At 71.3% G+C, this 25,111-nt stretch carries 16 protein-coding genes and 1 tRNA gene; 3 read left to right on the top strand and 14 right to left on the bottom strand.

From position 1 onward, the window contains the following. Window positions 1-79: 79 nt before the first annotated feature. From GXP76_RS20130 to GXP76_RS20120, 3 genes are all read right to left on the bottom strand, one after another. Window positions 80-820, bottom strand: coding sequence for a DUF2637 domain-containing protein (locus GXP76_RS20130; RefSeq protein WP_242572949.1), 741 nt, complete (start codon window positions 818-820; stop codon window positions 80-82). Window positions 821-1,253: 433 nt separating this feature from the next. After that, entirely contained in the window at window positions 1,254-2,516 is a 1,263-nt protein-coding gene (locus GXP76_RS20125; RefSeq protein ID WP_242572948.1) for a DUF3631 domain-containing protein, read from the bottom strand. 212 nt (window positions 2,517-2,728) lie between these two features. Continuing rightward, window positions 2,729-2,968 carry a hypothetical protein gene (locus GXP76_RS20120; protein ID WP_242572947.1) on the bottom strand — a complete coding sequence of 80 codons (240 nt, stop codon included), beginning with the start codon at window positions 2,966-2,968 and terminating at the stop codon, window positions 2,729-2,731. A gap of 111 nt (window positions 2,969-3,079) precedes the next feature. On the opposite strand from GXP76_RS20120, the gene GXP76_RS20115 reads away from it, so the two are divergent. Continuing rightward, on the top strand, window positions 3,080-3,751 hold the full coding sequence (locus tag GXP76_RS20115) for a helix-turn-helix transcriptional regulator (protein WP_242572946.1): 672 nt from the start codon (window positions 3,080-3,082) through the stop codon (window positions 3,749-3,751). After that, complete coding sequence (locus GXP76_RS20110) at window positions 3,748-5,337, top strand: site-specific integrase (protein ID WP_242572945.1); 1,590 nt, start codon at window positions 3,748-3,750, stop codon at window positions 5,335-5,337. Before GXP76_RS20115 ends, GXP76_RS20110 begins: the two co-directional genes overlap by 4 nt. Window positions 5,338-5,474: 137 nt before the next feature. Here the strand turns inward: GXP76_RS20110 and GXP76_RS20105 are convergent. The 11 genes from GXP76_RS20105 to bldG form a co-directional block, all read right to left on the bottom strand. Beyond that, window positions 5,475-5,548 (bottom strand) — tRNA-Thr (locus GXP76_RS20105). Between the two features lie 113 nt (window positions 5,549-5,661). Beyond that, window positions 5,662-7,188, bottom strand: coding sequence for an alpha/beta hydrolase (locus GXP76_RS20100; RefSeq protein WP_242572944.1), 1,527 nt, complete (start codon window positions 7,186-7,188; stop codon window positions 5,662-5,664). Window positions 7,189-7,261: 73 nt separating this feature from the next. Next, entirely contained in the window at window positions 7,262-8,467 is a 1,206-nt protein-coding gene (locus GXP76_RS20095) for a DNA polymerase III subunit delta' (RefSeq protein WP_242572943.1), read from the bottom strand. Window positions 8,468-8,628: 161 nt separating this feature from the next. After that, the gene (gene tmk, locus GXP76_RS20090) at window positions 8,629-11,991 is read right to left on the bottom strand and encodes a dTMP kinase (protein WP_242572942.1); all 3,363 of its coding nucleotides are present in this window, start codon (window positions 11,989-11,991) and stop codon (window positions 8,629-8,631) included. A 163-nt stretch (window positions 11,992-12,154) separates the two neighbouring features. Then, window positions 12,155-15,016 (bottom strand): type I DNA topoisomerase, encoded by a 2,862-nt coding sequence (gene topA, locus GXP76_RS20085; RefSeq protein WP_242572941.1) that lies wholly within the window; start codon window positions 15,014-15,016, stop codon window positions 12,155-12,157. A 408-nt stretch (window positions 15,017-15,424) separates the two neighbouring features. Beyond that, a complete protein-coding gene (locus tag GXP76_RS20080) occupies window positions 15,425-15,622 on the bottom strand; it encodes a hypothetical protein (RefSeq protein WP_242572940.1) in 198 nt (65 codons plus the stop codon). 403 nt (window positions 15,623-16,025) lie between these two features. Then, a complete protein-coding gene (locus GXP76_RS20075; RefSeq protein WP_242572939.1) occupies window positions 16,026-17,540 on the bottom strand; it encodes a methyltransferase in 1,515 nt (504 codons plus the stop codon). A 223-nt stretch (window positions 17,541-17,763) separates the two neighbouring features. Then, entirely contained in the window at window positions 17,764-18,375 is a 612-nt protein-coding gene (locus GXP76_RS20070) for a small secreted protein (protein ID WP_242572938.1), read from the bottom strand. Window positions 18,376-18,622: 247 nt separating this feature from the next. Beyond that, window positions 18,623-21,034, bottom strand: a complete 2,412-nt coding sequence (locus GXP76_RS20065; RefSeq protein WP_242572937.1) for a sodium-translocating pyrophosphatase — start codon at window positions 21,032-21,034, stop codon at window positions 18,623-18,625. Window positions 21,035-21,339: 305 nt separating this feature from the next. Continuing rightward, window positions 21,340-21,804, bottom strand: a complete 465-nt coding sequence (locus tag GXP76_RS20060; protein WP_242572936.1) for an ATP-binding protein — start codon at window positions 21,802-21,804, stop codon at window positions 21,340-21,342. A 104-nt stretch (window positions 21,805-21,908) separates the two neighbouring features. Beyond that, window positions 21,909-22,262 carry an anti-sigma factor antagonist BldG gene (bldG, locus tag GXP76_RS20055; protein ID WP_078075833.1) on the bottom strand — a complete coding sequence of 118 codons (354 nt, stop codon included), beginning with the start codon at window positions 22,260-22,262 and terminating at the stop codon, window positions 21,909-21,911. Between the two features lie 80 nt (window positions 22,263-22,342). Here bldG and GXP76_RS20050 point away from each other — a divergent pair, with 80 nt between their 5' ends. After that, complete coding sequence (locus tag GXP76_RS20050) at window positions 22,343-24,865, top strand: DEAD/DEAH box helicase (protein WP_242572935.1); 2,523 nt, start codon at window positions 22,343-22,345, stop codon at window positions 24,863-24,865. Window positions 24,866-25,111 lie beyond the last annotated feature (246 nt).

Below are 25,111 nucleotides of genomic sequence, written 5' to 3'. Positions count from 1 at the left end.
GATAAGTGGGCGATGAGTGCGGGTGGTCGGCTGGTCGGGGTGACCGGAAGGGGTTCCGGTCACCCCGTTGGGATTCCGGTCACCCGCTGTCCTGACCGGCCCCGGCTCCGACTTCGGCTTGGATTTCGGGCCGGAGGATGTGCATCACCTCGGTCTGCCGGGCACTGCCGATCGTCAAGTCCCTGTTCTTGACGGCCTTGCGGAGAAGGGAGCGGCTGAGCGTGCCGTGCTCAGCGAGAGCGGTCCGGCCGATCTCCACGAGTTCCTCGACCGGGGCTTTCGCCGGACGGCCACCGCGCGGCTTGCTCTCCACCACCGGGGCCGGAGGTTCCGGCTGCTCGGCGGACGCGGTGGTCGGCAGGCCGGGAGGCTGTTCGGAACTCGTGTCCGGACGGCCTGCGGGTTGGTCGACGAGCTGGTGGATCTGCCGCATCAGGACACCGAAAGCGAGCAGGGCTGCGGTGGGCGGTACCGCGGCGACCACGTAGTCGAGCAGCGGCACGGTGCCGGTGCTGCCTGTGCCGCTGACGCCTGCGACGTTGAGGGCGATGGAGCCGACCGATCCGGCGGCGGTCACGGCGATGGCCCATCCGTCGGTGACCCTGCGCAGACCGGCGCGGAGCATGAGGAGTTCGCCCGCGACGATGAACGCGTCCAGCGTCGCCGGCCAGGCCCATTGACGGACGGGTGAACCTCCCAGCCCGTGCTTCCCGGCCACCTCGGCGAGATGCGCGTAGGACAGCCAGAACGCCCCGACGGTCAGGGCCACGATGACAGCACCAGCGGCCACGAGTGCGTACCGCTCAGCGGCGTGCTTCATCACCCCCTGGCCCTGCGTCGTCGCGTTAATGGTCTGATGCCGGATGGTGGTGGGGCGGGGCAAGCGGGTCCTCCTCGGGTCGCGGTGGTCCGTCTTAGCCGTCTTGGCCGTTGCAAGCGCAGGTCAGGGCAGGGACGGCAGATACTCCGGTGTGGCGTCACGGCCTGTGCCGGTGGCGTTTCCCCTCCCGTCCCGGCCGGGGGCGGGACGGGACTGTTGTGTCATGCCGTCCCAACACGCACCGCTGTGACCTGGGGTGATACGGCGGGGACGCGCGGGACGGCACAAGACGGATCCGGGCACTGTCCCGGCGGAGGCGGCGGGGTCTCATGATCGTGTTGCCGTCTTGGGGCCGGTTGCCGTCTTGTCCGCAGGGTGTGTGACCTGCGGGATTACGGCAGGGACGGCAGGGACGGCGGCCTGGGGTGCGGGCTCAGCCCGTGGTGGGCCCCACGCCGGGCGGTGGATCTACGGGGTGGACGGTGGGGCAGTAGCGCCGCCACGCGTCGAGGAACTTGTTGCGCATGTAGCCCTTGCGCTGGGTTCCGTCTGGCAGCCGGACGTTGCCCGGTTTGACGCCGAACTCCCGCAGCATGGACGCCAGATCCCGGGCGCTCAGCCCGTTGCGTCCCCATTCCGCCCACGGACTCTCGGCGTCCTGGCGGAGCTGGTGGAGGAGGTCGTCCGTCGGCAGGCTGTCGGGCTCGCGCTGGACGGCGAAGACCCTGCGGATGTCGGCCAGGATCCGCGCTCCGCCAGGCTGGTCCTCCTCCGCTGCCACCTCGGTGGCGACCATCCTCACGCACGCCGTGCGGGCCAGGTTGGGCCAGGGACCGGCGGCGAGGTCGGCGATGATGACCAATGGTTCCCAGGTGTCGGCGGCCCGGTCCTCCACCGGCATGCCCGGCTCCAGCTCTGCCGCCGTCTCCAGCAGCGGTCTGGCCCACGCGGCGAGCCGGTCGCGGAGATCGTGCAGGGCGGGGATGTCCCGGCGGGAGCGGAAGGGCTTGACGCGCTCCCCCTCTGCGCGGCGTCGCATGCGGACGACGACCGATCGGTCCATGATCGTGTCGGGCAGGTCGCCGATCCCCGCGAGGGCCGCCATGGCGAAGGTGGCGAACTTGTGGGGCGTGTGGTCGTTGCCGACGACACGGGTGACGTACCGGTTGCGCTGGTGACCGGCATTGAGCAGACCGCGCATCTCCTCGTTCTTCTCCGCCTGCTTCGGCGTGCCGAAGATGGTGTCCGCCTCGTCCACCAGGAGCGTGGGCGGCTCCTCGGTGATCGACCGGAAGATCGCCGCCGGGGTGGTGTTGATGGTGAGCATCGGTTCGTGGACCGTCTCGGTCAGCACGTCCAGCAGCCGCGATTTGCCGCACCGCTTCGCCGGTCCCACCACGGCCAGACGCGGCGCGTGCTGCCAGGCGGGCTGAAGATGCGTCGCCGCCACCCACAACGTCACCGCATCCAGAGCCTCCACCGAGGGCAGGATCACGAACTTCGCTATCTGGCCGCGCAGTTCGTCCAGCAACGCTGAGGCAGCCGTCGACTCCGGCTCCGGCGCGACCTGATCGGTGGGCTGGTCCGTCGAAGCGGCTTCAGGCGCAGCCTCACCGAGGTGCTGGCCGGGGACGGCGACGGGCGGCCACGACGACTTGCGCAGCTCGGCATGGGGGTCGGTTCCGGGCTGTTCCACCGGGCGGCTCCTTCTCTGGCGGTGGCGGGCCTTGACGCCCTTGCCGCCGGGTTGACTCACGGACCGCTCGGGGCTGCTGTGGCCTTGGGCGTTGCCGCGCCGGAGGGCCACTCCGTTTCCCGAGGGAACACGGACCGTACGTCCACGCCCGGCAACAGTCCAGCGTTTCTGTGTCAGCTCAACGCAGAACTGTCTGCTACGTTGCCGCCCCTTCACGCCGCCAGCCCCAGCAGAGCCAGCAGATCCGCCGTCACCACCCGGTACGCCTTGCCCAGCCGCAGAACCTTGCACGGGTACTCGCCCCGCTTCGCCAGCTCATACCCCTTGCTCCGGCCGAGACCCAGAGCACGATTGCCCGTATCCAGGTCAACCGCCACCGGCAGAGCGAGCAGCTCCTCCCGGCTCATCCCCTTCGAACCCTTCATCCGGCCGTCGGCCGCGTCTTCGCGCATACGGTGCGCCCCTTCTCGGTACAGCCCTCGGCGAACGCGGCAATCACGTCCGGCTCCAGGCGACACCAATAAGGATCCTCAAGCTAATGTGTCTTCATGACACAACGCGGTGTGAATGCTGATGAGGACGACTTCCCGGAATGGGTGGACCGCGTCCAGGCGAACGTGGCCGGCGAAGTCCGGCGCAGGAGAAAGGAGATGAGGTGGAGCGCGCAGGAACTGGCCGACGAGTGCGAGCGGCTGGGCCATCCCATCCCGCGCAACGTGATCGCCAACATGGAATCCGGACGCCGCGCGAGCCTTCCGCTGGTCGACGTCATGGTCCTGGCCGCCGCCCTCAAGACCTACCCGGGCTGCCTGATCTTCCCCGTCGGCTACGTCGAAGAGACCCAGGAACTGCCCTTCCAGTCCCTCGTGCCCACCTGGGACGCCCTGCGGCGCTTCACCGGCGAGGAAGAGGTTCGGGACTACGACGCAGGGCTGGTACCCGACTTCGAAGCCCACACCAGCCTCGTCCACACCGCCATCGCCGCACTCGAAGAAGAAGAACAGGCCCGCTTCGCCGCCAAGACGGCAACCAGCCGCGCCGAGAAGGAAGAAGCCGCACGCAAACGGACCACGTACGGAGACCAGGCCATCTCCGCCAAATACAGGCTGCGCTACCTCCGCCGCGACCTCCGCGACGACGGAGCCACCCCACCCGACCTCCCACCCGCACTCGGCGACGTCGACACCCCCGAAACCATGACCAGCACCAACACGACCCCCAAGGACCGCCTTTGAAGGGCTCCACACACCGCCGCTGCTACTGCCGCGACCCCAAAACCGGCAGACCACTCGGCAAGAAGTGCCCCCAACTCACCAGCCGCAAGCACGGCTCCTACTCCATACGCCAGGAACTCCCACCCCGCGAAGACGGCACCCGCCGCTCATTCAACCGCGCCGGCTACGACACCCTCAAAGCCGCGCAAGCCGACCTCGACCACGTCCGCGCGCTCCTCGGCCTCGCCGACACAGACGACCCAGAGGGCATCCACCTCATCGCGGAGATGCTGTCCGACGTCAGCCGCGACAAGCTGCCCCTCCCCGAGGTGGAGGAGACACGGCGGCGCCTGAACGCCGGCCAGGACCTCGTCGGCAGCCTCACCGTGGCCGAGTGGCTGGACCGGTGGCTCGCCGGCAAGCGCATCCGGAAATCCGGCATCAGCCGCTACGAGACCGACGTCCGCGTCCACCTCAAGCCCCACATCGGGACCCGGCGGCTCGACCGGCTCCGCGTGAGCCACCTCAGCGAGATGTTCACCGCCATCACCGACGCCAACGCCGACATCCTGGAGCAGAACGCCCAACGGCGGGCGGCGGTCGAGGAACTGGCGACCGTGCCATGGAAGGGCGCGGAGAACCGAGCCCGCCGCAAGGCCATGAAGACGGCGATCGACGCGATGCCAGGCTTCCGCCGCATCACCGGGCCCTCCACACGCCAGCACATCAAGGCCACGCTCCGCGCCGCCCTCAACGACGCGATCGGCCAGCAGATCATCACGTTCAACCCCGCCGCCCATGTGGAGATCGACCCCGTCCGCAAGCCGAAGGCCCTGGTCTGGACGGACGAACGGGTCGCCCGGTGGCAGCAGACCGGCGAGAAACCCTCCCCCGTCATGGTCTGGACACCCGAACAGACCGGCGCCTTCCTCGACTTCGTCGCCGAGGACCGCCTCTACGCCATGTGGCATCTGATCGCCTTCCGCGGCCTCCGACGCGGCGAGGCGTGCGGACAGCCCTGGTCGGAGACCAACCTCGACCGGCACACCCTCACCGTCTCGGGTCAACTCACCCAGGACGGCTGGGACGTCGAGGCGTCCGAACCGAAGACCGACAGCGGCTTCCGCGTCGTAGCCCTGGACGACGACACCGCCGCCGTCCTGGAACGCCACCGCAAGCAGCAGAAGGCCGACCGCGCGGAATGGGGAACAGCCTGGGTCGAGACCGGCCTCCTCTTCACCCAGGAAGACGGCTCCTGGCTTCACCCCGGCAAGGTCACCGACCTCTTCGAACGACTCGTCGCAGCCTCCGGCCTTCCGCCGATCCGGCTGCACGACCTCCGCCACGGCGCCGCCACCCTCATGCTCGCCGCCGGCATCGACATCAAGATCGTGTCCGACACGCTCGGGCACAGCGACACCCGCATCACGCGCGACATCTACCAGAGCGTTCTGCCCCACGTCGGCAAGAACGCCGCCGAGGCCACCGCCAAGCTGGTCCCCCTCCAGCGCAAGACCGAGGAGGAGAAGGTCCGCAAGGCCGCCAAGAAGGCAAAGGCCAGGGCCAAGGCGAAGAAGAAGGGCAAGCGGAAGAAGCCCCAGAAGTAGCTCACCCGCCGCTCCGCTCACGCATCGCTCACGCAAGCCCCCCACGGCCTCCCAGCCAGGTGCCCCAACGAGCCCTAAACGGCCTCGAATACGCGAAAAACCCCAGGTCACGGCGAGTGAGTCCTGGGGTTCCTCAGAGCCGCCTTCGGGATTCGAACCCGAGACCTACGCATTACGAGTGCGTTGCTCTGGCCAACTGAGCTAAGGCGGCAAGCTGCGGAGTTGTCTGTCCGCGCACGGTCAGGTTCGCATCAGCAGCGGCGCCAAGTCTACAGGGTTCTTTTGGGTGCCCCGCACCAGCCCGTGGGTCGGGGGAGGGGATGGTCAGCACTTCTTGCCGTTCTTGGGTGGGGTGCCTTCGATCAGGTAGGTGTTGATCGCCGTGTCCACGCAGTCGCTGCCCCGGCCGTACGCCGTGTGGCCGTCGCCGTCGTACGTCAGCAGGACGCCGGATGAGAGCTGGCCGGCGAGGGACTGGGCCCACTTGTACGGGGTCGCCGGGTCGCGGGTCGTGCCGACCACGAGGATCGGGGGTGCGCCCTTCGCCGCGATGCGGTGGGGGGTGCCGGTCGGCTCGGTCGGCCAGTAGGCGCAGTTCAGGCCGGCCCAGGCCAGAGCCGTACCGAAGACCGGGGACGCCTGCTGGAAGGAGGGGATCGCCTTGTCGACGTCGGCGGGTGCGGTGAAGGCGGCCGGGAGGTCCAGGCAGTTCACGGCCGCGTTGGCGTACATGAGGTTGCTGAACGAGCCGTCGCCCTCGCGTTCGTAGTAGCTGTCGGCCAGGGCGAGGAGCCCGGAGCCGTCGCCGTCCATCGCGCTGGTGAGGGAGTCACGGAGGCCGGGCCAGCCGGACTCGTCGTACATGGCGTTGATCACACCCGTGGTGGCCAGGGACTCGCCGAGTCGGCGCGGTTCACCGGTCGGGACCGGCCGGGTGTCGAGCCTGGTGAAGAAGGACTTCATGCGCTGGGCCGCGTCGGCCGCCGACTCGGTGCCCAGCGGGCAGTCCGGCTGCTTGACGCAGTCCGCCGCGAACGCCGAGAAGGCGGTCTCGAAGCCGGCCGTCTGGTCGCGGTTCATCTCCTCGGCCGGCAGGGAGGGGTCCATCGCCCCGTCGAGGACGAGGCGGCCGACCCGCTTGGGGAAGAGTTCGGCGTACGTGGCGCCGAGGAAGGTGCCGTACGACGCCCCGACGTACGACAGCTTCTTGTCGCCCAGGACCGCCCGGAGGATGTCCATGTCGCGGGCGGCCTCGATGGTGGAGACGTGCGGGAGGATCTCGGCGGAGCGCTTCGCGCAGCCCTGGGCGAGCTTCTTGTAGGAGGCCGCCAGGAGGTTGCGCTCGGCCGTGTCGTCGGGTGTCTGGTCGACCTGGGTGTAGGCGTCCATCTCCTTGCCGGTGAGGCATTCGACGGGTGCGCTGCGGGAGACTCCGCGCGGGTCGACCGCGACCATGTCGTACCGGGCGCGGACCGGGGCCGGGTAGCCGATGCCCGCGTACCCCTGGAGGTAGTCGACGGCCGAGCCGCCGGGGCCGCCCGGGTTGACCTGGAGGGAGCCCAGGCGCTTGCCGGGGCCGGTGGCCTTCTTGCGGGCGACGGCGAGCTTGATCTCGGTGCCGTCCGGCTTGTCGTAGTCGAGCGGCGCCTTCATCGTGGCGCACTGGAAGTCGGGCACGCCGCACCCCCGCCAGTCGAGCTTCTGCCCGTAGTACTTCTTCAGCGCTGCCGGTGCCCCGGACTCCGGCGACGTCCCGCCCGACGAGGAGTCGCCGGAGGTGCAGCCGGAGACGAGCAGACCGGCCGCGGCGAGCCCGGTGGCGGAGAGACGGAGGAGACGCCTGAGGTCCATTCGAGGAGCCTAACCGTCACACGGCGGGTGTCTCCTTGCCGCGCCCGTACGGGTGACGGCCCTCACCCGGCGCTCACCCGGCCCGCAGCGACACCGTCATCGCCTCGACCGCCAGCAGCGGCGCCACATTGCGGTCGAGCGCCTGACGGCAGGCCACGATGGCCTCTATCCGGCGCAGGGTGGCCTCCGGTGTCGACGCTCTCGCGATCCGGTCGAGCGCGTCCCGTACGTCCTCGTTGGCGATTCCGGTGCGCGAGCCGAACTGGATCGCCAGCACGTCACGGTAGAAGCCCGTCAGATCGGTGAGCGCCAGATCGAGGCTGTCCCGCTGCGTACGTGTGGAGCGGCGCTTCTGCCGGTCCGCCAGCTCCTTCATCACACCCGCCGTACCGCGCGGCATCCGGCCGCCCGGCGCCGCGCCGAGGGCGGCCTTCATGTCCTCGGTCTCCTTGGCGTCGACGCCCTCGGCGACCTCCTTGGAGTCCTCCCCCGCCGCGTCGATCAGCTCCTGCGCGGCCCGGAGGCAGCCGCCGATGTCCTCGACGCGCAGCGGGACCTTGAGGACGGTGGCCCGGCGGGCACGGGCCCGCTCGTCCGTGGCGAGGCGGCGGGCGCGGCCGATGTGCCCCTGGGTGGCGCGCGCGGCCGCCGCGGCGGCTTCCGGCTCGATGCCGTCGCGCCTCATGAGGACGTCAGCGACGGCGTCCACCGGAGGCGTACGGAGGGTGAGATGGCGGCAGCGGGAGCGGATCGTGGGCAGGACGTCTTCCAGGGAAGGCGCGCAGAGCAGCCAGACCGTACGGGGCGCGGGCTCCTCGACGGCCTTCAGCAGGACGTTGCCCGCGCCCTCGGTGAGACGGTCGGCGTCTTCGAGGACGATGACCTGCCACCGACCGACCGCCGGGGAGAGCTGGGCCCGGCGGACCAGCTCCCTCGTGTCCTTGACGCCGATGGAGAGCAGGTCGGTGCGGACCACCTCGACGTCCGCGTGCGTACCGATCAGGCTCGTGTGGCAGCCGTCGCAGAACCCGCAGCCCGGTGCGCCGCCCATCGCGCGGTCCGGGCTGGTGCACTGGAGGGCCGCGGCGAAGGCCCTGGCAGCGGTGGAACGGCCGGAGCCCGGCGGGCCGGTGAACAGCCACGCGTGCGTCATCTTGGTCGCCTCGGGCGGCGCGGTGCCCGAGGACTCGGCCGTGACGCGGGCGTCCGCGTCACGGGCCGCGGCGGTGAGCGTGTCGGCGATGCGGTCCTGCCCGACCAGGTCGTCCCATACGGCCATGCGCCGTCACCGCCTCCGAGTTACGTGCTTCGGCGTCCGGACCGGTATCGGGACCGGCCGCCGACTTCCGGGATCCATTGTGGGGGCAGGGTCTGACAATCCCGCCCCACCTGGGCGGAGGCCGACATTCGGGCCCCGGCCGTCGGCCGGGGCCGAGTCTCTCAGCGACGGCGACCGCGACCGCCGCGCGCCCCGCCGTTGTCGTCGTCATCGTCGTGCGGACCGAGCAGTTCGTCCGCGAGCGTCGGAAGGTCGTCCAGCGGAGTCTCCTCCGCCCAGTCCGAACGCCTCCGTGCCGGCGGCTCCGGGTCGACCTGCGGCAGCTCGCGCGTCCGGTCGTCCCCCGCCGAGGTGGCCGGCGCGGACGGCGCCGACGGCGCGGCCCCCGATCCCCGCTCGCCCTCGCGGAAGTAGCCGGGCGGCACCCGGTCGGCCGGATCCGCGTCCCGTACGGGCGGCAGTACGGCGGTCTCGTCCGCCGCGCGGTCCCCGGGCCGCGCCCCGGACCCCTCGCGTACGTCGGGAACGTCCCGCACCGGAGGCAGCACGGCGGTCTCGTCGACCGCCCGGTCCGACCCGGAGCCCGAACCCGGCCGCGAATCCGACTCCGGCTTCGGAGCTCCCGCCCCGTCCGCCGGGTCCGGCACCTTCGGGATCACCCGCGTCTCGTCGTTGTCACCAACCGCCGGTTCGCCGCCCTTCGGCGCCGGCACCTCCTGCGTCGCGTCGTCCGGGGCGACCACCCGCTTCTCCCCGCCGGCACCCGCCGGCGGCTGCACGACCGGTGTCGGCACGGTCAACTCGCTGGCCGACTCGGCACGTTCGGCCTTCGCGGCCGCCTCGGCGGCCTCCGCCAGCCGCCGCGCCTCCTCGGCGCGCAGCAGTGACTCCTCGGCCCGGCGCTGCTTCTCGCGCCGCCGCTCCTCCGCCTCGGCCCTGAGCCGGCTCTCCTCCTCGGCGAGCCGACGCAGCCGCTCCTGCTCCGCGCGCCGCGTCGCGTCCTCGGCCTCGCGCCGTACGCGCTCCTCCTCGGCGAGCCTGCGCGCCTCCTCGGCCCGCTCCCTCGCCTCCATCGCCTGCCGGTCGGCCTCGCGCTGCCGCGCCTCCTCCAGCTCGCGGCGCTTGCGCTCCTCCTCCTCGGCCCGGAGCTTGGCGAGCTGCGCCTGCCGCTCGCGCTCCAGTCGCTCCTCCTCGGCCTTACGCGCGGCCTCTTCCTCGGCCCGGCGCCGCGCCTCCTCGGCGGCGGCCTTCCGCGCCTCCTCCTGGGCCTTCACCTCGGCGGCGGAGAGCGGCAGCATCTGGTCGAGCCGGTGCCGTACGACGGTGGTGACGGCCTCGGGCTCCTGCGCCGCGTCCACGACCAGGTAACGGCCGGGGTCTGAGGCGGCGAGCGTGAGGAAGCCGTCCCGTACCCGCTGGTGGAATTCGACGGGCTCGGACTCCAGCCGGTCCGGCGCCTCCGTGAAGCGCTCGCGCGCCGCCTCGGGCGAGACGTCGAGCAGCACCGTCAGGTGCGGTACGAGACCGTCCGTGGCCCAGCGCGAGATCCGGGCGATCTCGGTCGGCGCCAGATCACGCCCGGCGCCCTGGTAGGCCACGGAGGAGTCGATGTAGCGGTCCGAGATGACGATCGCGCCGCGCTCCAAGGCGGGACGTACGACCGTGTCGACGTGCTCCGCGCGGTCGGCGGCGTACAGCAGCGCCTCCGCGCGGTGGGACAGACCGGCGCTCGACACGTCGAGGAGGATCGAGCGCAGCCGCTTGCCCACGGGCGTCGCGCCGGGCTCGCGGGTCACGACGACCTCGTGGCCCTTGGCGCGGATCCACTCCGCCAGCGCCTCGACCTGGGTCGACTTACCGGCGCCGTCACCGCCCTCGACGGCGAGGAAGAAACCGTTCGCCGCCTGGGTCTGCACCGGGTCGGCGCCGCCGCGCAGTGCGTCACGCAGATCACGCCGCAGCGGTACGCCCGACCGGTCGTCGGTCTTGGCGAGTACGACGGCCGCCACCGGCAGGAGCAGCGCGCCGACGAGCATCAGGGTGAAGGCCGCGCCGCCGTGCGCGAAGACGAAGTCCCCGGAGGCCAGCCGGTGCGGTCCGATCGCGGCGGCCAGGACGGGCGCCGCCACGGCGCCCAGCGCCACGAAGACGCGAACGACGGCCTGGAGATGGTCGGTCTGCCGGCCGCGCCGGTACTCCTCGGTCTCCTGGTCGATCAGCCCGTGGCCGGTGTTCGCCGCGACACCTGCGGACACACCGGCGAGCAGCGCGACGAACAGTACGGTCGCGGTGTCCGGTACGAGTCCCATGGCCAGCAGCGCGACACCGGTGACGGCGATCGCCAGCGCGAGCAGCCGGCGGCGGGACAGTCCGGGCAGCACCTTCGCGGCGCCGCGGATGCCGATGCCCGTGCCGCCCGTCAGAGCGAGCACCAGGAGGGCGAAGCCGACCGGTCCGCCGCCCAGGTCCTTGGCGTGAAGTACGGAGACGGCGACGGCGGACGCGATGGCCCCGGCGACGGCCGCGCAGGCGGCGACGAGCACCGGCACCGCGCCGGTGCGGCCCTTGTCGGGACCGGTGCCGGTCGTCGGGCGGCGCAGCCCTTCGAGCGGCGAGCGCGGGCGCGGGGTGGGGCCGCCGGGCAGCTCCAGCATGAAGAGGGTCGACACGGAGGCGGCGAACAGTCCGGCCGCGACGTACGAGCCCAGGGCCGCCTGGTGCAGCGAGAACCACTCGATGCCCGTGCCCAGCAGGTTGCCGATCAGCGTGACGACGAGCAGGACCGCGGCGGCCAGGGGGATCGCGACGAAGCCGGTGCGCAGCGAGAGCCGGCGCAGCGCGTCGAGGTGGTCGGGCAGGGGGCGTACGGCGGCGCCTTCCGGCGGCGGGGCCGGCAGCAGGGCGGGCGCCGCGCTCTCCTTGGCCACGGTCCAGAAGCGCTCGGCGACGCCGACGACGAAGACCGTACTGAGGAGGATGGGCAGTGCGTTGTCGGGGGTCCAGTCGAGCCACAGGGGCGCGATGATGAGCAGCACGAGGCGTACACCGTCGGCGCCGATCATCGTCCAGCGGCGGTCCAGCGGACCGCCCTTGGCTCCGGGCGCGGTGTCGGCCGTCGCACCGGCCTTCGTCTCCGGGGTCTGCCCGCCGCTCCCGGCGCTCCCCGCCGTCTTCGGCCGCGTCCCGGTCCCGGGTGCGGTGAGGGCGGCGAGCGGTCCGAGGAGTACGGCTCCGAAGAGCACGGTGGCAAGGATCCGGGCACCGAACACCGCGGCGACCGCGAAGGCCACCCCTCGGTATCCCGTCCCGAACGAGCCCTCGGCGACCGCCGCCTGCAACGACAGCAGCAGAAGCACGAGCAGGGCGAGTACATCGCCGATGCCGCCCACGAGCTGTGCGCCCCACAGCCGCCGAAGCGGGGGGAAGCGCAACAAGGCTCGTACGGCACGCTCTCGTGAGTCTGCGGCAAGTGCGTCGGAGTCGGAGGTGGGGCTCACGACCGTTGGCTGCTCGGCTCGCGTCATCCGCCCAGCCTATCCGGAGCCCGCGCGTCCTCGGAGGCCCGCCCGAACATACGACCGCCGCACAGGTCTCCGGGGAGTTCCTGTGCGGCGCTCATGTGGTGCGCGGGCTTCCGTACGGAGGCCGTACGGCGCTTCCTTGCGCTGTTCGTCCGCCCGTCTTGCCCTACTCGTCCGTCTTCGTACCGGACGACGCGCTCGACTTCTTCGTGGCGGTCTTCGCGGCGGTCTTCTTGGCGGCCGTCGTCGTCTTCTTGGCCGCGGTCTTCTTCGCCGCCGCCGTCTTCTTGGCAGGCGCCTTCTTGGCGGTGGTCTTCTTCGCCGGGGCCTTCTTCGCCGTCTTCTTCTTGGCGGGTCCCTTGGCGCGCTTCTCGGCGAGCAGTTCGTAACCGCGCTCCGGCGTGATCTCCTCGACGCTGTCGCCGGTCCGCAGGGTCGCGTTCGTCTCGCCGTCCGTGACGTACGCCCCGAAGCGGCCGTCCTTCACGACCACCGGGCTCCCGCTCACCGGGTCCGTCCCGAGCTCCTTCAAAGGAGGCTTCGCCGCGGCCCGGCCGCGCTGCTTGGGCTGGGCGTAGATCGCCAGCGCCTCGTCCAGCGTGATGTCGAAGAGCTGCTCCTCGGCGGTCAGCGACCGCGAGTCGGTGCCCTTCTTCAGATACGGGCCGTAGCGGCCGTTCTGCGCGGTGATCTCGACGCCTTCGGCGTCCGTACCGACGACGCGCGGCAGCGACATCAGCTTCAGCGCGTCCGCCAGCGTCACGGTGTCCAGCGACATCGACTTGAACAGCGAGGCGGTCCGCGGCTTGACGGCGTTCTTCCCGGTCTTCGGGGTGCCGTCGGGCAGGACCTCGGTCACGTACGGACCGTAGCGGCCGTCCCTCGCGACGATCTGGTGCCCGCTCTGCGGGTCCACGCCGAGTTCGAAGTCGCCGCTGGGCTTGGCCAGCAGCTCCTCCGCGTACTCGACCGTCAGCTCGTCGGGCGCCATGTCCTCGGGCACGTCGGCCCGCTGGTGGCCCTCCGCGTCCTTCTCGCCGCGCTCGACGTAGGGGCCGTAGCGGCCGACGCGCAACATGATGCCGTCGCCGATCGGGAAGGACGAGATCTCGCGGGCGTCGATGGCGCCGAGGTCCGTGACGAGCTCCTTGAGCCCGCCGAGGTGGTCGCCGTCGCCGTTGCCCGCGGCGGCAGCGGCGGTCGCGGTGTCCGTCACGCCCTCGGGGCCGTCACCGGCGCCGAAGTAGAACCGCTTGAGCCACGGCACGGACTGGGCCTCGCCGCGCGCGATGCGGTCGAGGTCGTCCTCCATCCGCGCGGTGAAGTCGTAGTCCACGAGCCGGCCGAAGTGCGTCTCCAGCAGGTTCACCACGGCGAAGGAGAGGAACGACGGGACGAGCGCCGTGCCCTTCTTGAAGACGTAGCCGCGGTCGAGGATCGTGCCGATGATCGACGCGTACGTCGAGGGACGGCCGATCTCGCGCTCTTCCAACTCCTTGACCAGCGACGCTTCGGTGTAGCGGGCCGGGGGCTTGGTGGCGTGGCCGTCGACGGTGATCTCTTCGGCGGTGAGCGCGTCGCCCTCGGCGACCTGCGGCAGCCGTCGCTCGCGGTCGTCGAGTTCCGCGTTGGGGTCGTCGGCGCCTTCTACATAGGCCTTCATGAAGCCGTGGAAGGTGATCGTCTTGCCGGACGCGGAGAACTCGGCGTCCCGGCCGTCGCTGGACGTGCCGGCGATCTTGACGGTGACGCTGTTGCCGACCGCGTCCTTCATCTGGGAAGCGACGGTCCGCTTCCAGATCAGCTCGTAGAGCCGGAACTGGTCGCCGGTCAGGCCGGTCTCGGCGGGCGTGCGGAAGCGGTCGCCCGAGGGACGGATCGCCTCGTGCGCCTCCTGCGCGTTCTTGACCTTGCCGGCGTACGTACGCGGCTTGTCGGGCAGATAGCTCGCCCCGTACAGCTGGGTGACCTGCGCCCGCGCCGCCGAGACGGCCGTGCCGGACAGGGTCGTGGAGTCCGTACGCATGTAGGTGATGAAGCCGTTCTCGTACAGCTTCTGCGCGACCTGCATCGTCGACTTGGCCCCGAAGCCCAGCTTGCGCGAGGCCTCCTGCTGGAGCGTCGTCGTACGGAAGGGGGCGTACGGGGAGCGGCGGTAGGGCTTGGACTCGACCGAGCGGACCGCGAACGACGCGTTCTGGAGGGCGGCGGCCAGCGCGTGCGCGTTGGCCTCGTCCAGATGCAGCACCTGGTCGGACTTGAGCCGGCCGTCCGGGCCGAAATCGCGGCCCTGGGCGATTCTGCGCCCGTCGACGGCCGACAGCCGGGCGTTCAGCGCGGAGGGGTCGGAGGCGTCGCCGGTACGGCCGGTGCCGAAGGTGCCCGTGAGGTCCCAGTACTCGGCGGAGCGGAAGGCGATGCGCTCGCGTTCGCGCTCGACGACGAGGCGGGTGGCGACGGACTGGACGCGGCCGGCGGACAGGCCGCGCATGACCTTCTTCCAGAGGACGGGCGAGACCTCGTAGCCGTACAGCCGGTCGAGGATCCGGCGGGTCTCCTGCGCGTCCACCATCAGCTTGTTGAGCTGGCGGGGATTGGCGACGGCGGCCCTGATCGCTTCCTTGGTGATCTCGTGGAAGACCATCCGGTGGACCGGGACCTTGGGCTTGAGCACTTCCTGGAGATGCCACGCGATGGCTTCGCCCTCGCGGTCCTCATCGGTGGCGAGGAAGAGTTCGTCGGACTCGGCCAGCAGCTCCTTGAGCTTCCTGACCTGGGCCTTCTTGTCGGCGTTGACGACGTAGATCGGCTGGAAGTCGTGTTCGACGTCCACACCGAGCCGGCGCACCTCGCCGGTGTACTTCTCGGGCACCTCGGCGGCGCCGCTCGGGAGGTCGCGGATGTGCCCGACGCTCGCCTCGACGACATATCCCGGGCCGAGATAGCCCTTGATCGTCTTCGCCTTGGCAGGCGACTCGACGATGACGAGTCGGCGGCCGGCGTGTCCGGTCTCGCTGGTCGGGGACAACTTCGCTCTTCTCTCCGGTCGGCACTCGATGGCCCGTACAGCCTTACCGCGGTACGGCAGTACGACACCGCGGGGCAGGACATGCCCCGCTATGACGCTGCTTCGCTGCGGAGTGTGACGGTACAACCCGCCCCCGTGTCAAACGGCGAAAGACCGCAACGGCCACTCGAACGGTAACCCGAGTCAGGACGTTTCCGCCGCCCGGACCCGGTGGCCCGCCGCGCGGGAGGGCGGCCGGGCGCCGTACGGAGGAGGTCGGCCACGGGGCCGCGGGAGCGGCTCCACCGCAGGTCCCGGGGGTCGGCGCGGGGCGTACCCCGGGCGGGATCCCGGCGGGATCGGGCGGCGTGGGACCGGCCGGGCGCGCCGGGCGCGCGGGGGCGCCGGCCGTGCCGGAGGGGCCGAGGGTCAGATCCGGCCGAAGCACCAGACGCCGAGGGCCAGGAACGACACGCCCGCCAAGGCCGCCAGCGTGATGGATGTCGTGGGGCTCACACCGTGCGCCACGGGGGCGCGGTGCAGTACGCGCGCTCCTGTCCACACCAGCAGTGCCGCCCCGAACAGCGCGAACGCCGCTCCCGCGAAGATCGCCGGCCCGCTCTCCATGCCTGTACCCCGTTCGATTCCCGTTGCCGAGAGGCTCCGGAGGCAGAGGCTGGCACCTCGGTGCGTCATTGGCGCGAATTCCGCGTGAACGGCGCGGGGGGTTCACTCGCGCGGCGTCCACCGGGAGCCGGGAGCCGGGCGCCCGCGTCCGCCGCGCACCGGGTGCCGGGTCTCGCCGCGTCCACCGAATCCGGCAGGGAGGCGCCACCCCGCGCGCGCCCCGCGACTCCCGCCCCGGCACCCGTCAGCTGCGCCCGTACGGTCTCCGTCGGCTGGGCGAGTCGAACTACGCCAGAGGCACACACCCCGGGGCCGGGCCCCGCGGGCCGGCGGCCTACCGGACGGTCCGGGGATCCGGCGGCGCACCGGCCTGCGCGCCGTCAGGGACCGTGCGGCGCTGCCGTCAGGGACCCTCCACCGGCACCAGGAAGCCCTCCTCCACCAGCAGCCGGATCGCCTGGGGCGTCCGGTCGCGCAGCAGCACCGGGTCCTCCCCCATGAGCTGGGCGATCGCGTCCAGGATCCGTCCGGCGCTCAGCGAGCCGTCGCAGACCCCGGCGAAGCCCGCGGCGACCGTGTCGACCTTCGTCGCCCGCCGCATGCCACGGTTCTGACGGAGCACCACATGCTCGGGATCCTCCGCGCCGGGCAGTCCCACCTGTTCCTGGACGACCTCGGGGGCGAGCGCGAAACGAGCGGTCAGCAGGGCGGCGTCGTCGTGGTCACGCAGATAGTCCTGGCGCTCGAAGTGGGCCCGTACGGTCTCGCCGAGCGGCTGCTCGACAGGGTGCGGCCACTCCTCCACGAGGACCGAGGGCCGCTCGGAGCCCGACTTCCTGAGAGTGATCCAGCCGAAGCCGACGGCCCTGGTCCTGCGTGCCTCGAACTCGTCCAGCCACGCGTCGTACCGCGCGGCGTACGTCTCCGGGTCCGCCTCGTGGTCGCCGCTGTCGCGCAGCCACAGCTCCGCGTACCGCGTCACGTCCTGCACCTCGCGCTGCACGATCCAGGCGTCGCAGCCGCGCGGCACCCAGGACCGCAGCCGGTCCTGCCACTCCTCGCCGTCCACGTGCTGCCAGTTGGCGAGGAAGTGCGCGTACCCGCCGTCGGCGAGGCGCTCGCCCGTCTCCCGGACGAGGGTGCGGCAGAGGTCGTCGCCTCCCATGCCGCCGTCGCGGTAGGTGAGCCGGGCGCCGGGAGAGATCACGAACGGCGGGTTCGACACGATCAGGTCGTACGTCTCGCCGTCGACCGGCTCGAAGAGCGAACCCGCACGCAGGTCGGCCGCCGGCTCCCCGGACAGGGCGAGCGTCAGCCGGGCGCACTCCAGCGCACGCGGGTTCAGGTCGGTGGCCGTCACCCTGGTGGCGTGCCGCGCCGCGTGCAGCGCCTGGATACCGGATCCCGTGCCGACGTCGAGGGCCTTGGCGACCGGCGTACGGACCGTGAGCCCGGCGAGCGTCGTGGACGCCCCGCCGACGCCGAGCACCACGCCCTCACCGTGGCCGCTCGCCCCGGAGGCGCCGCCGACGGCGCAGCCGAGGTCGGAGACGATGAACCAGTCCTCCCCGTCCGGGCCGCCGTACGGCCGTACGTCCACGGTCGCGCTGACGTACGCGCCGTCCGGATCGTCGTCCTCCACGACCCAGCCGTCGGCCAGGCACTCCCCCAGGGGGAGTACGGCACGGGCCCGCTCGGCGGGAACCGGCCGCTGGAGCAGGAAGAGTCTGACGAGCGTCTCGAGCCGGGTGTCGCCCCGGGTGGCCCGCAGGGCGGGCACGGTCTCGCTGCGGGCCAGCGCGGCGTAGGCGGGCGCGCCGAGCAGGTCCAGCAGGCCGTCGACGGTGAAGTCTCCGGCGAGCAGGGCGTCACGCAGTCGGGGCGAGTGGTCGGGCGCGGGAAGGCTGGTCGTACTCACCCGTCCATTGTGGCCGCTGCCACCGACAAACGCCCGCGGCCCGGCTCCCCGGGCGGGGTGCCGGGCCGCGGGGTTCGCGTCCGAGAGCGGTGGTGCGATACGTACGACAGGGCCTACGTACGGCGGGGCGTTCTTCTGACGAACCGGCGGAACAGAGGTCGCGTCAGGTCGGGAGGGCACACGTCAGGAGGCCACTTCGACGGGCCCCCTTCGAGAGCCCTCTTCAGGAGGACGTGTCGGCGGACGGGTCCGCCGCGGAGCCGCCCGATCCGGACTCGGCGGGCGCCGACGTCTTCGGCCGCTGGCAGCCGGGCTGCTTCGCCATCGCCGCGCCGACATCACCGGACTGGAGCTTCTGCAGGGCCTCGTCACCGCTGGCGCTGAGCTTGTCGAGGTCGTCGGCGACGCCCTTGAGACCGTCCGCGAACTTCGCCTGGTCCTTGGTGTCGAGGTCGTCCACGTCGCTCTTGAGCCCCGCGTACGCCTTGGACGTGGCGTTGAGCTCGCTGACGGCCTCCTTCTGGGTCTTCTCGCCGTCGTCGACGGGCGGAGCACCCGCTCCGTCCACGGCGGCGCCCAGCGCCTTGTAGGCGTCCGAGATGGACTGGAAGGCCGCCGCGTCGGTCTTCTGGACGTCGGCGGGCTTGCTGCTGTCCGAGGTCGCCTGCTGGATCGAGGTGTTGGCGTTCGCGATCTTCGTCAGCTGCGGCTGGACCTGGTCGCAGACCTTCTTGGCCCAGTCGTTCACCTTGCTGTCGCTGTCGTCGCTGCACCCCGACAGCGCCATGAGCAGTACCGAGCCGCCGGACAGTGCGGCTGCGAGCTTCTTGTTCACCGGATTGGGTCCCTTCCAAGGCTCTCGGCCCCGGAACATACACGCCAAGTGGGCGACTACCGCACGCCGAGTGTCCGGCCTATGCGCCTATGCCAGCATTTACACCGAGGGAGAGAACCCTCACTCCGCCGCCGCCCACGGCACGGAGAACGGGCGGGCGACGCGCCAACGCGCGCCGCCCGCCCGCCGTTTGCCCCAGCCGCCGCACCGGGCGGACACGGTCCGCCGCAGCGCGACTACAGGACGCCTACGAGACCACCGCCGGATCCGGCGACTTGCTCGTCCCGTCCCCGGATCCGCCTCCGTCGTCGCCCCCGCCGTCGTCGACGGTCACCGAGCGCCGCTTGGAGACGTACACCGCCCCGACGATCACGGCGATCGCCAGCACGGCCACCACCGCGCGCACCCCCGCGTTGGAGTCGTCGCCGTAGCTGAACTGCACCACCGCCGGAGCGATGAGCAGCGCCACCAGGTTCATGACCTTCAACAGAGGGTTGATCGCCGGTCCGGCCGTGTCCTTGAACGGGTCGCCGACGGTGTCGCCGATGACGGTCGCGGCATGGGCGTCACTGCCCTTGCCGCCGTGATGACCGTCCTCGACGAGCTTCTTGGCGTTGTCCCAGGCCCCGCCGGAGTTGGCGAGGAAGACCGCCATCAGCGTGCCCGTGCCGATCGCGCCGGCCAGGAACGAGCCGAGCGCGCCGACACCGAGGGAGAAGCCGACCGCGATCGGGGTGAGTACGGCGAGCAGACCCGGCGTGGCCAGCTCGCGCAGCGCGTCCTTCGTACAGATGTCGACGACTCGTCCGTACTCGGGCTTCTCCGTGTAGTCCATGATCCCGGGGTGCTCACGGAACTGCCGCCGCACCTCGTAGACCACCGAACCGGCCGACCGCGACACGGCGTTGATCGCGAGCCCCGAGAAGAGGAACACGACCGCGGCGCCGAGGATCAGCCCGACGAGGTTGTTGGGCTGGGAGATGTCGAGGCTCAGGCCCATCTCGCCGGCCTTAGCGCCCACGTCCGAGACGGCGGTGGAGATCGCGTCCCGGTACGAGCCGAAGAGCGCCGCCGCCGCCAGTACGGCGGTGGCGATGGCGATGCCCTTGGTGATTGCCTTCGTGGTGTTGCCCACGGCGTCGAGGTCGGTGAGCACCTGCGCGCCCGCGCCCTCGACGTCCCCGGACATCTCGGCGATGCCCTGGGCGTTGTCGGAGACGGGACCGAAGGTGTCCATGGCGACGATGACACCGACGGTGGTGAGCAGTCCGGTGCCGGCCAGCGCCACCGCGAAGAGCGCGAGCATTATCGAGGTGCCGCCGAGCAGGAACGCGCCGTAGACGCCGAGACCGATCAGCAGCGCCGTGTAGACGGCGGACTCCAGGCCGATGGCCATACCGGCCAGGACGACGGTGGCCGGCCCGGTGAGCGCCGATTTGCCGATGTCGCGGACCGGGCGCCGGTTGGTCTCGGTGAAGTAGCCCGTGAGCTGCTGGATGAGCGCGGCGAGCACGATGCCGATGGCGACGGCGACCAGCGCGAACGTCCTCGGGTCACCGGGGTGCGAGGTGATCTCCTCGGCGGTCACGCCGTCCAACTCCGCGTACGTGGACGGCAGATACGTGTACGCCGCCACGGCCACCAGGACCAGGGAGATCACCGCGGAGATGAAGAAGCCGCGGTTGATCGCGGTCATACCGCTGCGGTCGGAGGCGCGCGGCGCGACGGCGAAGATGCCGATCATCGCCGTGACGACACCGATCGCGGGGACGATCAGCGGGAAGCCGAGCCCGAAGTTGCCGAACGCGGCCGTGCCGAGGATGAGCGCGGCGACGAGCGTCACGGCGTACGACTCGAAGAGGTCGGCCGCCATGCCGGCGCAGTCGCCGACGTTGTCACCCACGTTGTCGGCGATGGTCGCCGCGTTGCGCGGGTCGTCCTCGGGGATGCCCTGCTCGACCTTGCCGACGAGGTCGGCGCCGACGTCCGCGGCCTTGGTGAAGATGCCGCCGCCGACACGCATGAACATGGCGATCAGCGCGGCACCGAGGCCGAAGCCCTCCAGGACCTTGGGGGCGTCCTCGGCGTACACGAGGACCACGCAGGAGGCGCCCAGCAGGCCGAGGCCCACCGTGAACATTCCGACCACGCCACCGGTACGGAAAGCGATCTTCATTGCCTTGTGCGCGACAGCTGTCAGATCCTTTTCCGGTTCGCCCTCCGCCGGGGTCGCCTCTCGCGCGGCAGCGGCGACGCGCACATTGCTGCGTACGGCAAGACGCATGCCGAAGTATCCGGTGGCCGCCGAGAAAAGCGCACCCACCAGGAAGAACAGTGAACGTCCCGCGCGTTCCGACCAGCCGTCGGCCGGAAGCAACAACAGCAGGAAGAACACCACGACGGCGAAAATACCGAGGGTGCGCAACTGCCTTGCCAGATAGGCATTCGCGCCTTCCTGTACAGCGGCCGCGATCTCCTTCATGGAGTCGGTGCCCTCGTCGGCCGCCAGTACCTGACGGACCAGTCGCTGGGCGACGAGCAGCGCCGCCAGCGCGATGACCGCGACGACGATCACGATCAGTCTGTTGTCGTCCGTGAGTATCGCGGCAGCGAGAGAAGTGGGGTGCTCGGACAGTTGTGGATCGATGTGGCCCGCCATTCGTCCTCCTTGACGCTCAGCGCTCAAGATGGACGGATTGTAGGGAGCGGAAGCTGATCAAAACAGAGTGCGCCGCGTGTAATTGACCTTGACTTGCGGAGCCGCAAATGATCGGCCCCCGGAAATCACTCCGAAATGCGTAATGGGATGAACTCATTGACTGGTGATCCATTATCCCGGAGAAACAGAAAAGGCCCTGCTCAGCAGGGCCTCAAAGAAATTGGATCACACTCTCGGGTCCGCCCTCGGGGCGGGCCGCCCCGGACGGGCCGGCCGCCCGCGGCGGGCCGTACACCTACGCGTATTCAGGGGAGCGCGACCGCCGAGGCGGTCGGCCAGCTCATCCGGATGACGCCGCCGGTCCCGTCCGACGTCACTTCGACGTCGTCCACGAGGCCGCTGATGACCGCGAGACCCATCTCGTCCTCGCCGTCGCCCGTGTCCGTCTCGTAGAGATCGCCCGCGAGGACGGCCCTGCGGGAGACGGGCACGTTCTCGGCGGCGGCCGTGGTGCCCGGGGCGGGCACCCCGTCGCCGACCTCGATGGAGAAGACCTTCTCCTCCTCGGTCAGCACGACCCGCACGGGCGCGGTGATGCCGTGGCTGCGGTGCAGACCGACCGCGCGGCTGCACGCCTCACCGACGGCGAGCCTGACCTCGTCCAACACTGCTTCGTCGACACCGGCCCGGCGCGCCACGGCAGCCGCCACCAGACGGGCCGTCCTGACGTGCTCGGGCTGGGCGCTGAAGCGGAGTTCAACGGTGGCCATGCGATCCCCCTCAGACGTACGAGCGTGCGAAAACTGGGGCGCGGGTGCCCCGGGCATGACGCCCGGCGCTCCCCGCCCTTCCTTCCGAAAGCCTCCGGCCGGACTCAGTCCGTGGCGGCGACGGCCTCTTCGACCGTGGTGTGAATGGGGAACACCTTGGTCAGGCCAGTGATCCGGAAGATCTTGAGAATGCGCTCCTGGTTGCAGACCAGGCGCAGCGAGCCCTCATGGGCACGCACACGCTTGAGTCCACCCACGAGCACGCCCAGACCGGTCGAGTCCAGGAAGTCCACGCCCTCCATGTCGACGACCAGGTGGTAACTGCCGTCGTTCACCAACTCGACCAACTGCTCGCGCAGCTTGGGCGCGGTATACACATCAATCTCGCCACCGACCTCGACGACCGTACGGTCGCCGCCGGGGCCGGACACATTGCGAGTCGACAGGGACAGGTCCACGGATCCTCCAGCACCTTGCAATCGAGCGGTCGCCCCTCGGGTCTCTCCCGACGGAGCCAGGGGGCGTATCGCCAGCCGCGATGGCATTCAATCACTTACCGGCAGCCATGCACGACGCCTTAGGACCATTGTCCGCCACGCCAGTGACACACTCGGTGCCGATGGCCACGAATCACGGTCCTGGCAGGCCGCCCGAGAGCGGGGACTCCCGCCCCTCCCCCGGTACGGTCCTGGACCGGCTCACCGCGGGAGCGGGCCGGGCCGCGCGCATCACCCATACGGAGCACCTGCCCCCACGTGCGGGTCGTCATGCGGTCTGGCCCGACCGCATCCGGCCAGAAGTGATCAACGCCATTCAACTGGCCGGGGTCGACCACCCGTGGGCCCACCAGGCCGCCGCCGCGGAGCACGCCCTGGACGGCGAATCCGTCGTGATCGCCACCGGCACCGCGTCCGGCAAGTCCCTCGCCTACCTGGCGCCGGTGCTCAGCACACTCCTGGAGGGCTCCGAGGCGCCCAACGGTCGCGGAACGACCGCCCTGTACCTCTCCCCGACGAAGGCGCTCGCCGCCGACCAGCGCCGTGCGGTGAAGGCGCTCGCCGCGCCGCTCGGCAACAGCGTGCGCCCGGCCGTGTACGACGGCGACACCCCCGTCGAAGAGCGCGAATGGGTACGCCAGTACGCCAACTACGTACTCACCAATCCGGACATGCTGCACCGCGGGATTCTCCCCGCCCACCCCCGCTGGGCCTCCTTCCTGCGCTCGCTGCGCTACGTCGTCATCGACGAGTGCCACACCTACCGCGGTGTCTTCGGCTCCCACGTCGCCCAGGTCCTGCGCCGGCTGCGGCGTACCTGCGCGCGGTACGGCTCCGACCCCGTCTTCCTCCTCGCCTCGGCCACCGCCGCCGAGCCCGCGTCGGCCGCCGGGCGGCTGACCGGTCTGCCCGTCCACGAGGTCGCCGACGACGCCTCCCCGCGCGGCGAGGTCGTCTTCGCCCTCTGGGAGCCCCCTCTCACCGAACTCCACGGTGAGAAGGGCGCGCCGGTCCGGCGCACCGCCACGGCGGAGACGGCCGACATCCTCACCGACCTGACCCTCCAGGCCGTCCGTTCGGTCGCCTTCGTACGGTCCCGGCGCGGCGCCGAACTGATCTCGGTCATCGCCCAGGAACGCCTCGCCGAGGTGGACCGCTCCCTCGTGCGGCGCGTCGCCGCCTACCGGGGCGGCTATCTCCCCGAGGAGCGCCGCGCGCTGGAGCGCGCCCTGCACTCCGGCGAGCTGCTCGGCCTCGCCGCCACCACCGCCCTGGAGCTGGGCATCGACGTCTCCGGCCTCGACGCCGTCGTCATCGCCGGCTATCCGGGCACCCGCGCCTCCCTGTGGCAGCAGGCGGGCCGGGCGGGACGGGCCGGCCAGGGCGCGCTGGCGATCCTGGTCGCCAGGGACGACCCGCTGGACACGTTCCTCGTCCACCACCCCGAGGCGCTGTTCCAGCAGCCCGTCGAGTCCACCGTCCTCGACCCGGACAACCCGTACGTCCTCGCCCCGCATCTGTGCGCCGCCGCCGCCGAACTACCGCTCACCGAGGACGATCTGGCCCTCTTCGGCCCCGCGGTGCCCGGACTGCTGCCGCAGCTCGTCACCGCGGGCCTGCTGCGGCGGCGCACCACCGGCTGGTACTGGACCCGTCGCGAGCGGGCGGCCGATCTCGCCGACATCCGGGGCGAGGGCGGCCGGCCCGTCCAGATCGTCGAGGCGGGCACCGGCAGGCTGCTCGGCACCGTCGACGAAGCGGCCTCCCACACCGCCGTGCACGACGGTGCCGTCCATCTGCACCAGGGCCGGACCTATCTGGTGAAGCATCTGGACCTGGCGGACTCGGTCGCGCTCGTCGAGGAGGCCACCCCGCCGTACTCCACCACCGCGCGCGACACCACCGCCATCTCCGTCCTCGAAACCGACACGGAGATTCCGTGGGGCGGTGGACGCCTCTGTTACGGCTCCGTCGAGGTCACCAACCAGGTCGTCTCCTTCCTCCGCCGCCGGCTCATCACCGGCGAGGTGCTGGGCGAGAGCAAACTCGATCTGCCTCCCCGCACACTGCGCACCCGTGCCGTCTGGTGGACGGTCACCGAGGACCAACTCGACGCCGCCCGGGTCAATCCCGAGCAGTTGGGCGGCGCCCTGCACGCCGCCGAGCACGCGTCCATCGGGATGCTGCCCCTGTTCGCGACCTGTGACCGCCGGGACATCGGCGGTGTGTCCGTACCGCTCCACCCGGACACGCTGCTGCCGACGGTCTTCGTGTACGACGGCCACCCCGGCGGCGCGGGCTTCGCCGAACGCGCCTTCCACACCGCGCGCGAATGGCTCAACGCGACCCGCGAGGCGATCGCCTCGTGCGAGTGCGAGGCGGGCTGCCCGTCGTGCATCCAGTCCCCGAAGTGCGGCAACGGCAACGAGCCCCTGCACAAGCGCGCGGCCGTACGGCTCCTGGGTGAACTCCTGAGGTCGGCGCCCCCGCAGGCCGAGCCGGCGGAACCGCCCGACCTGCCCGGGCCACGGACGGCCGAGGCCGGAGCCGAGGTCACGGGCTGAGGGTGCCGGGCGCCGGCGGTCCGGGCCCCGGTGCCGGCTGGCCAGGTGCCGGTGGCGCCCCCGGTGCCTGCACCGGTGCCGTGGCGGACGGTGCCGTGGACCCGGACCCGGCCCCGGATACAGCCCCTGGCCCCGACGCGGGCAGCGTGTCCGGTGGGCCCGCGCGGGACCTGACCGCCGGGGCGTACGGGCCGAAGTCCGCCCGCGCGGTCACGTCCGCGACCCCGCCGGCCACCGCGCACCGCA

The organism is Streptomyces sp. NP-1717 (genome assembly GCF_022695985.1).
Lineage (GTDB): Bacteria > Actinomycetota > Actinomycetes > Streptomycetales > Streptomycetaceae > Streptomyces.
The sequence above is the reverse complement of the archived record's forward strand: the minus strand, read 5'-3'. Positions and strand labels throughout refer to the sequence as shown.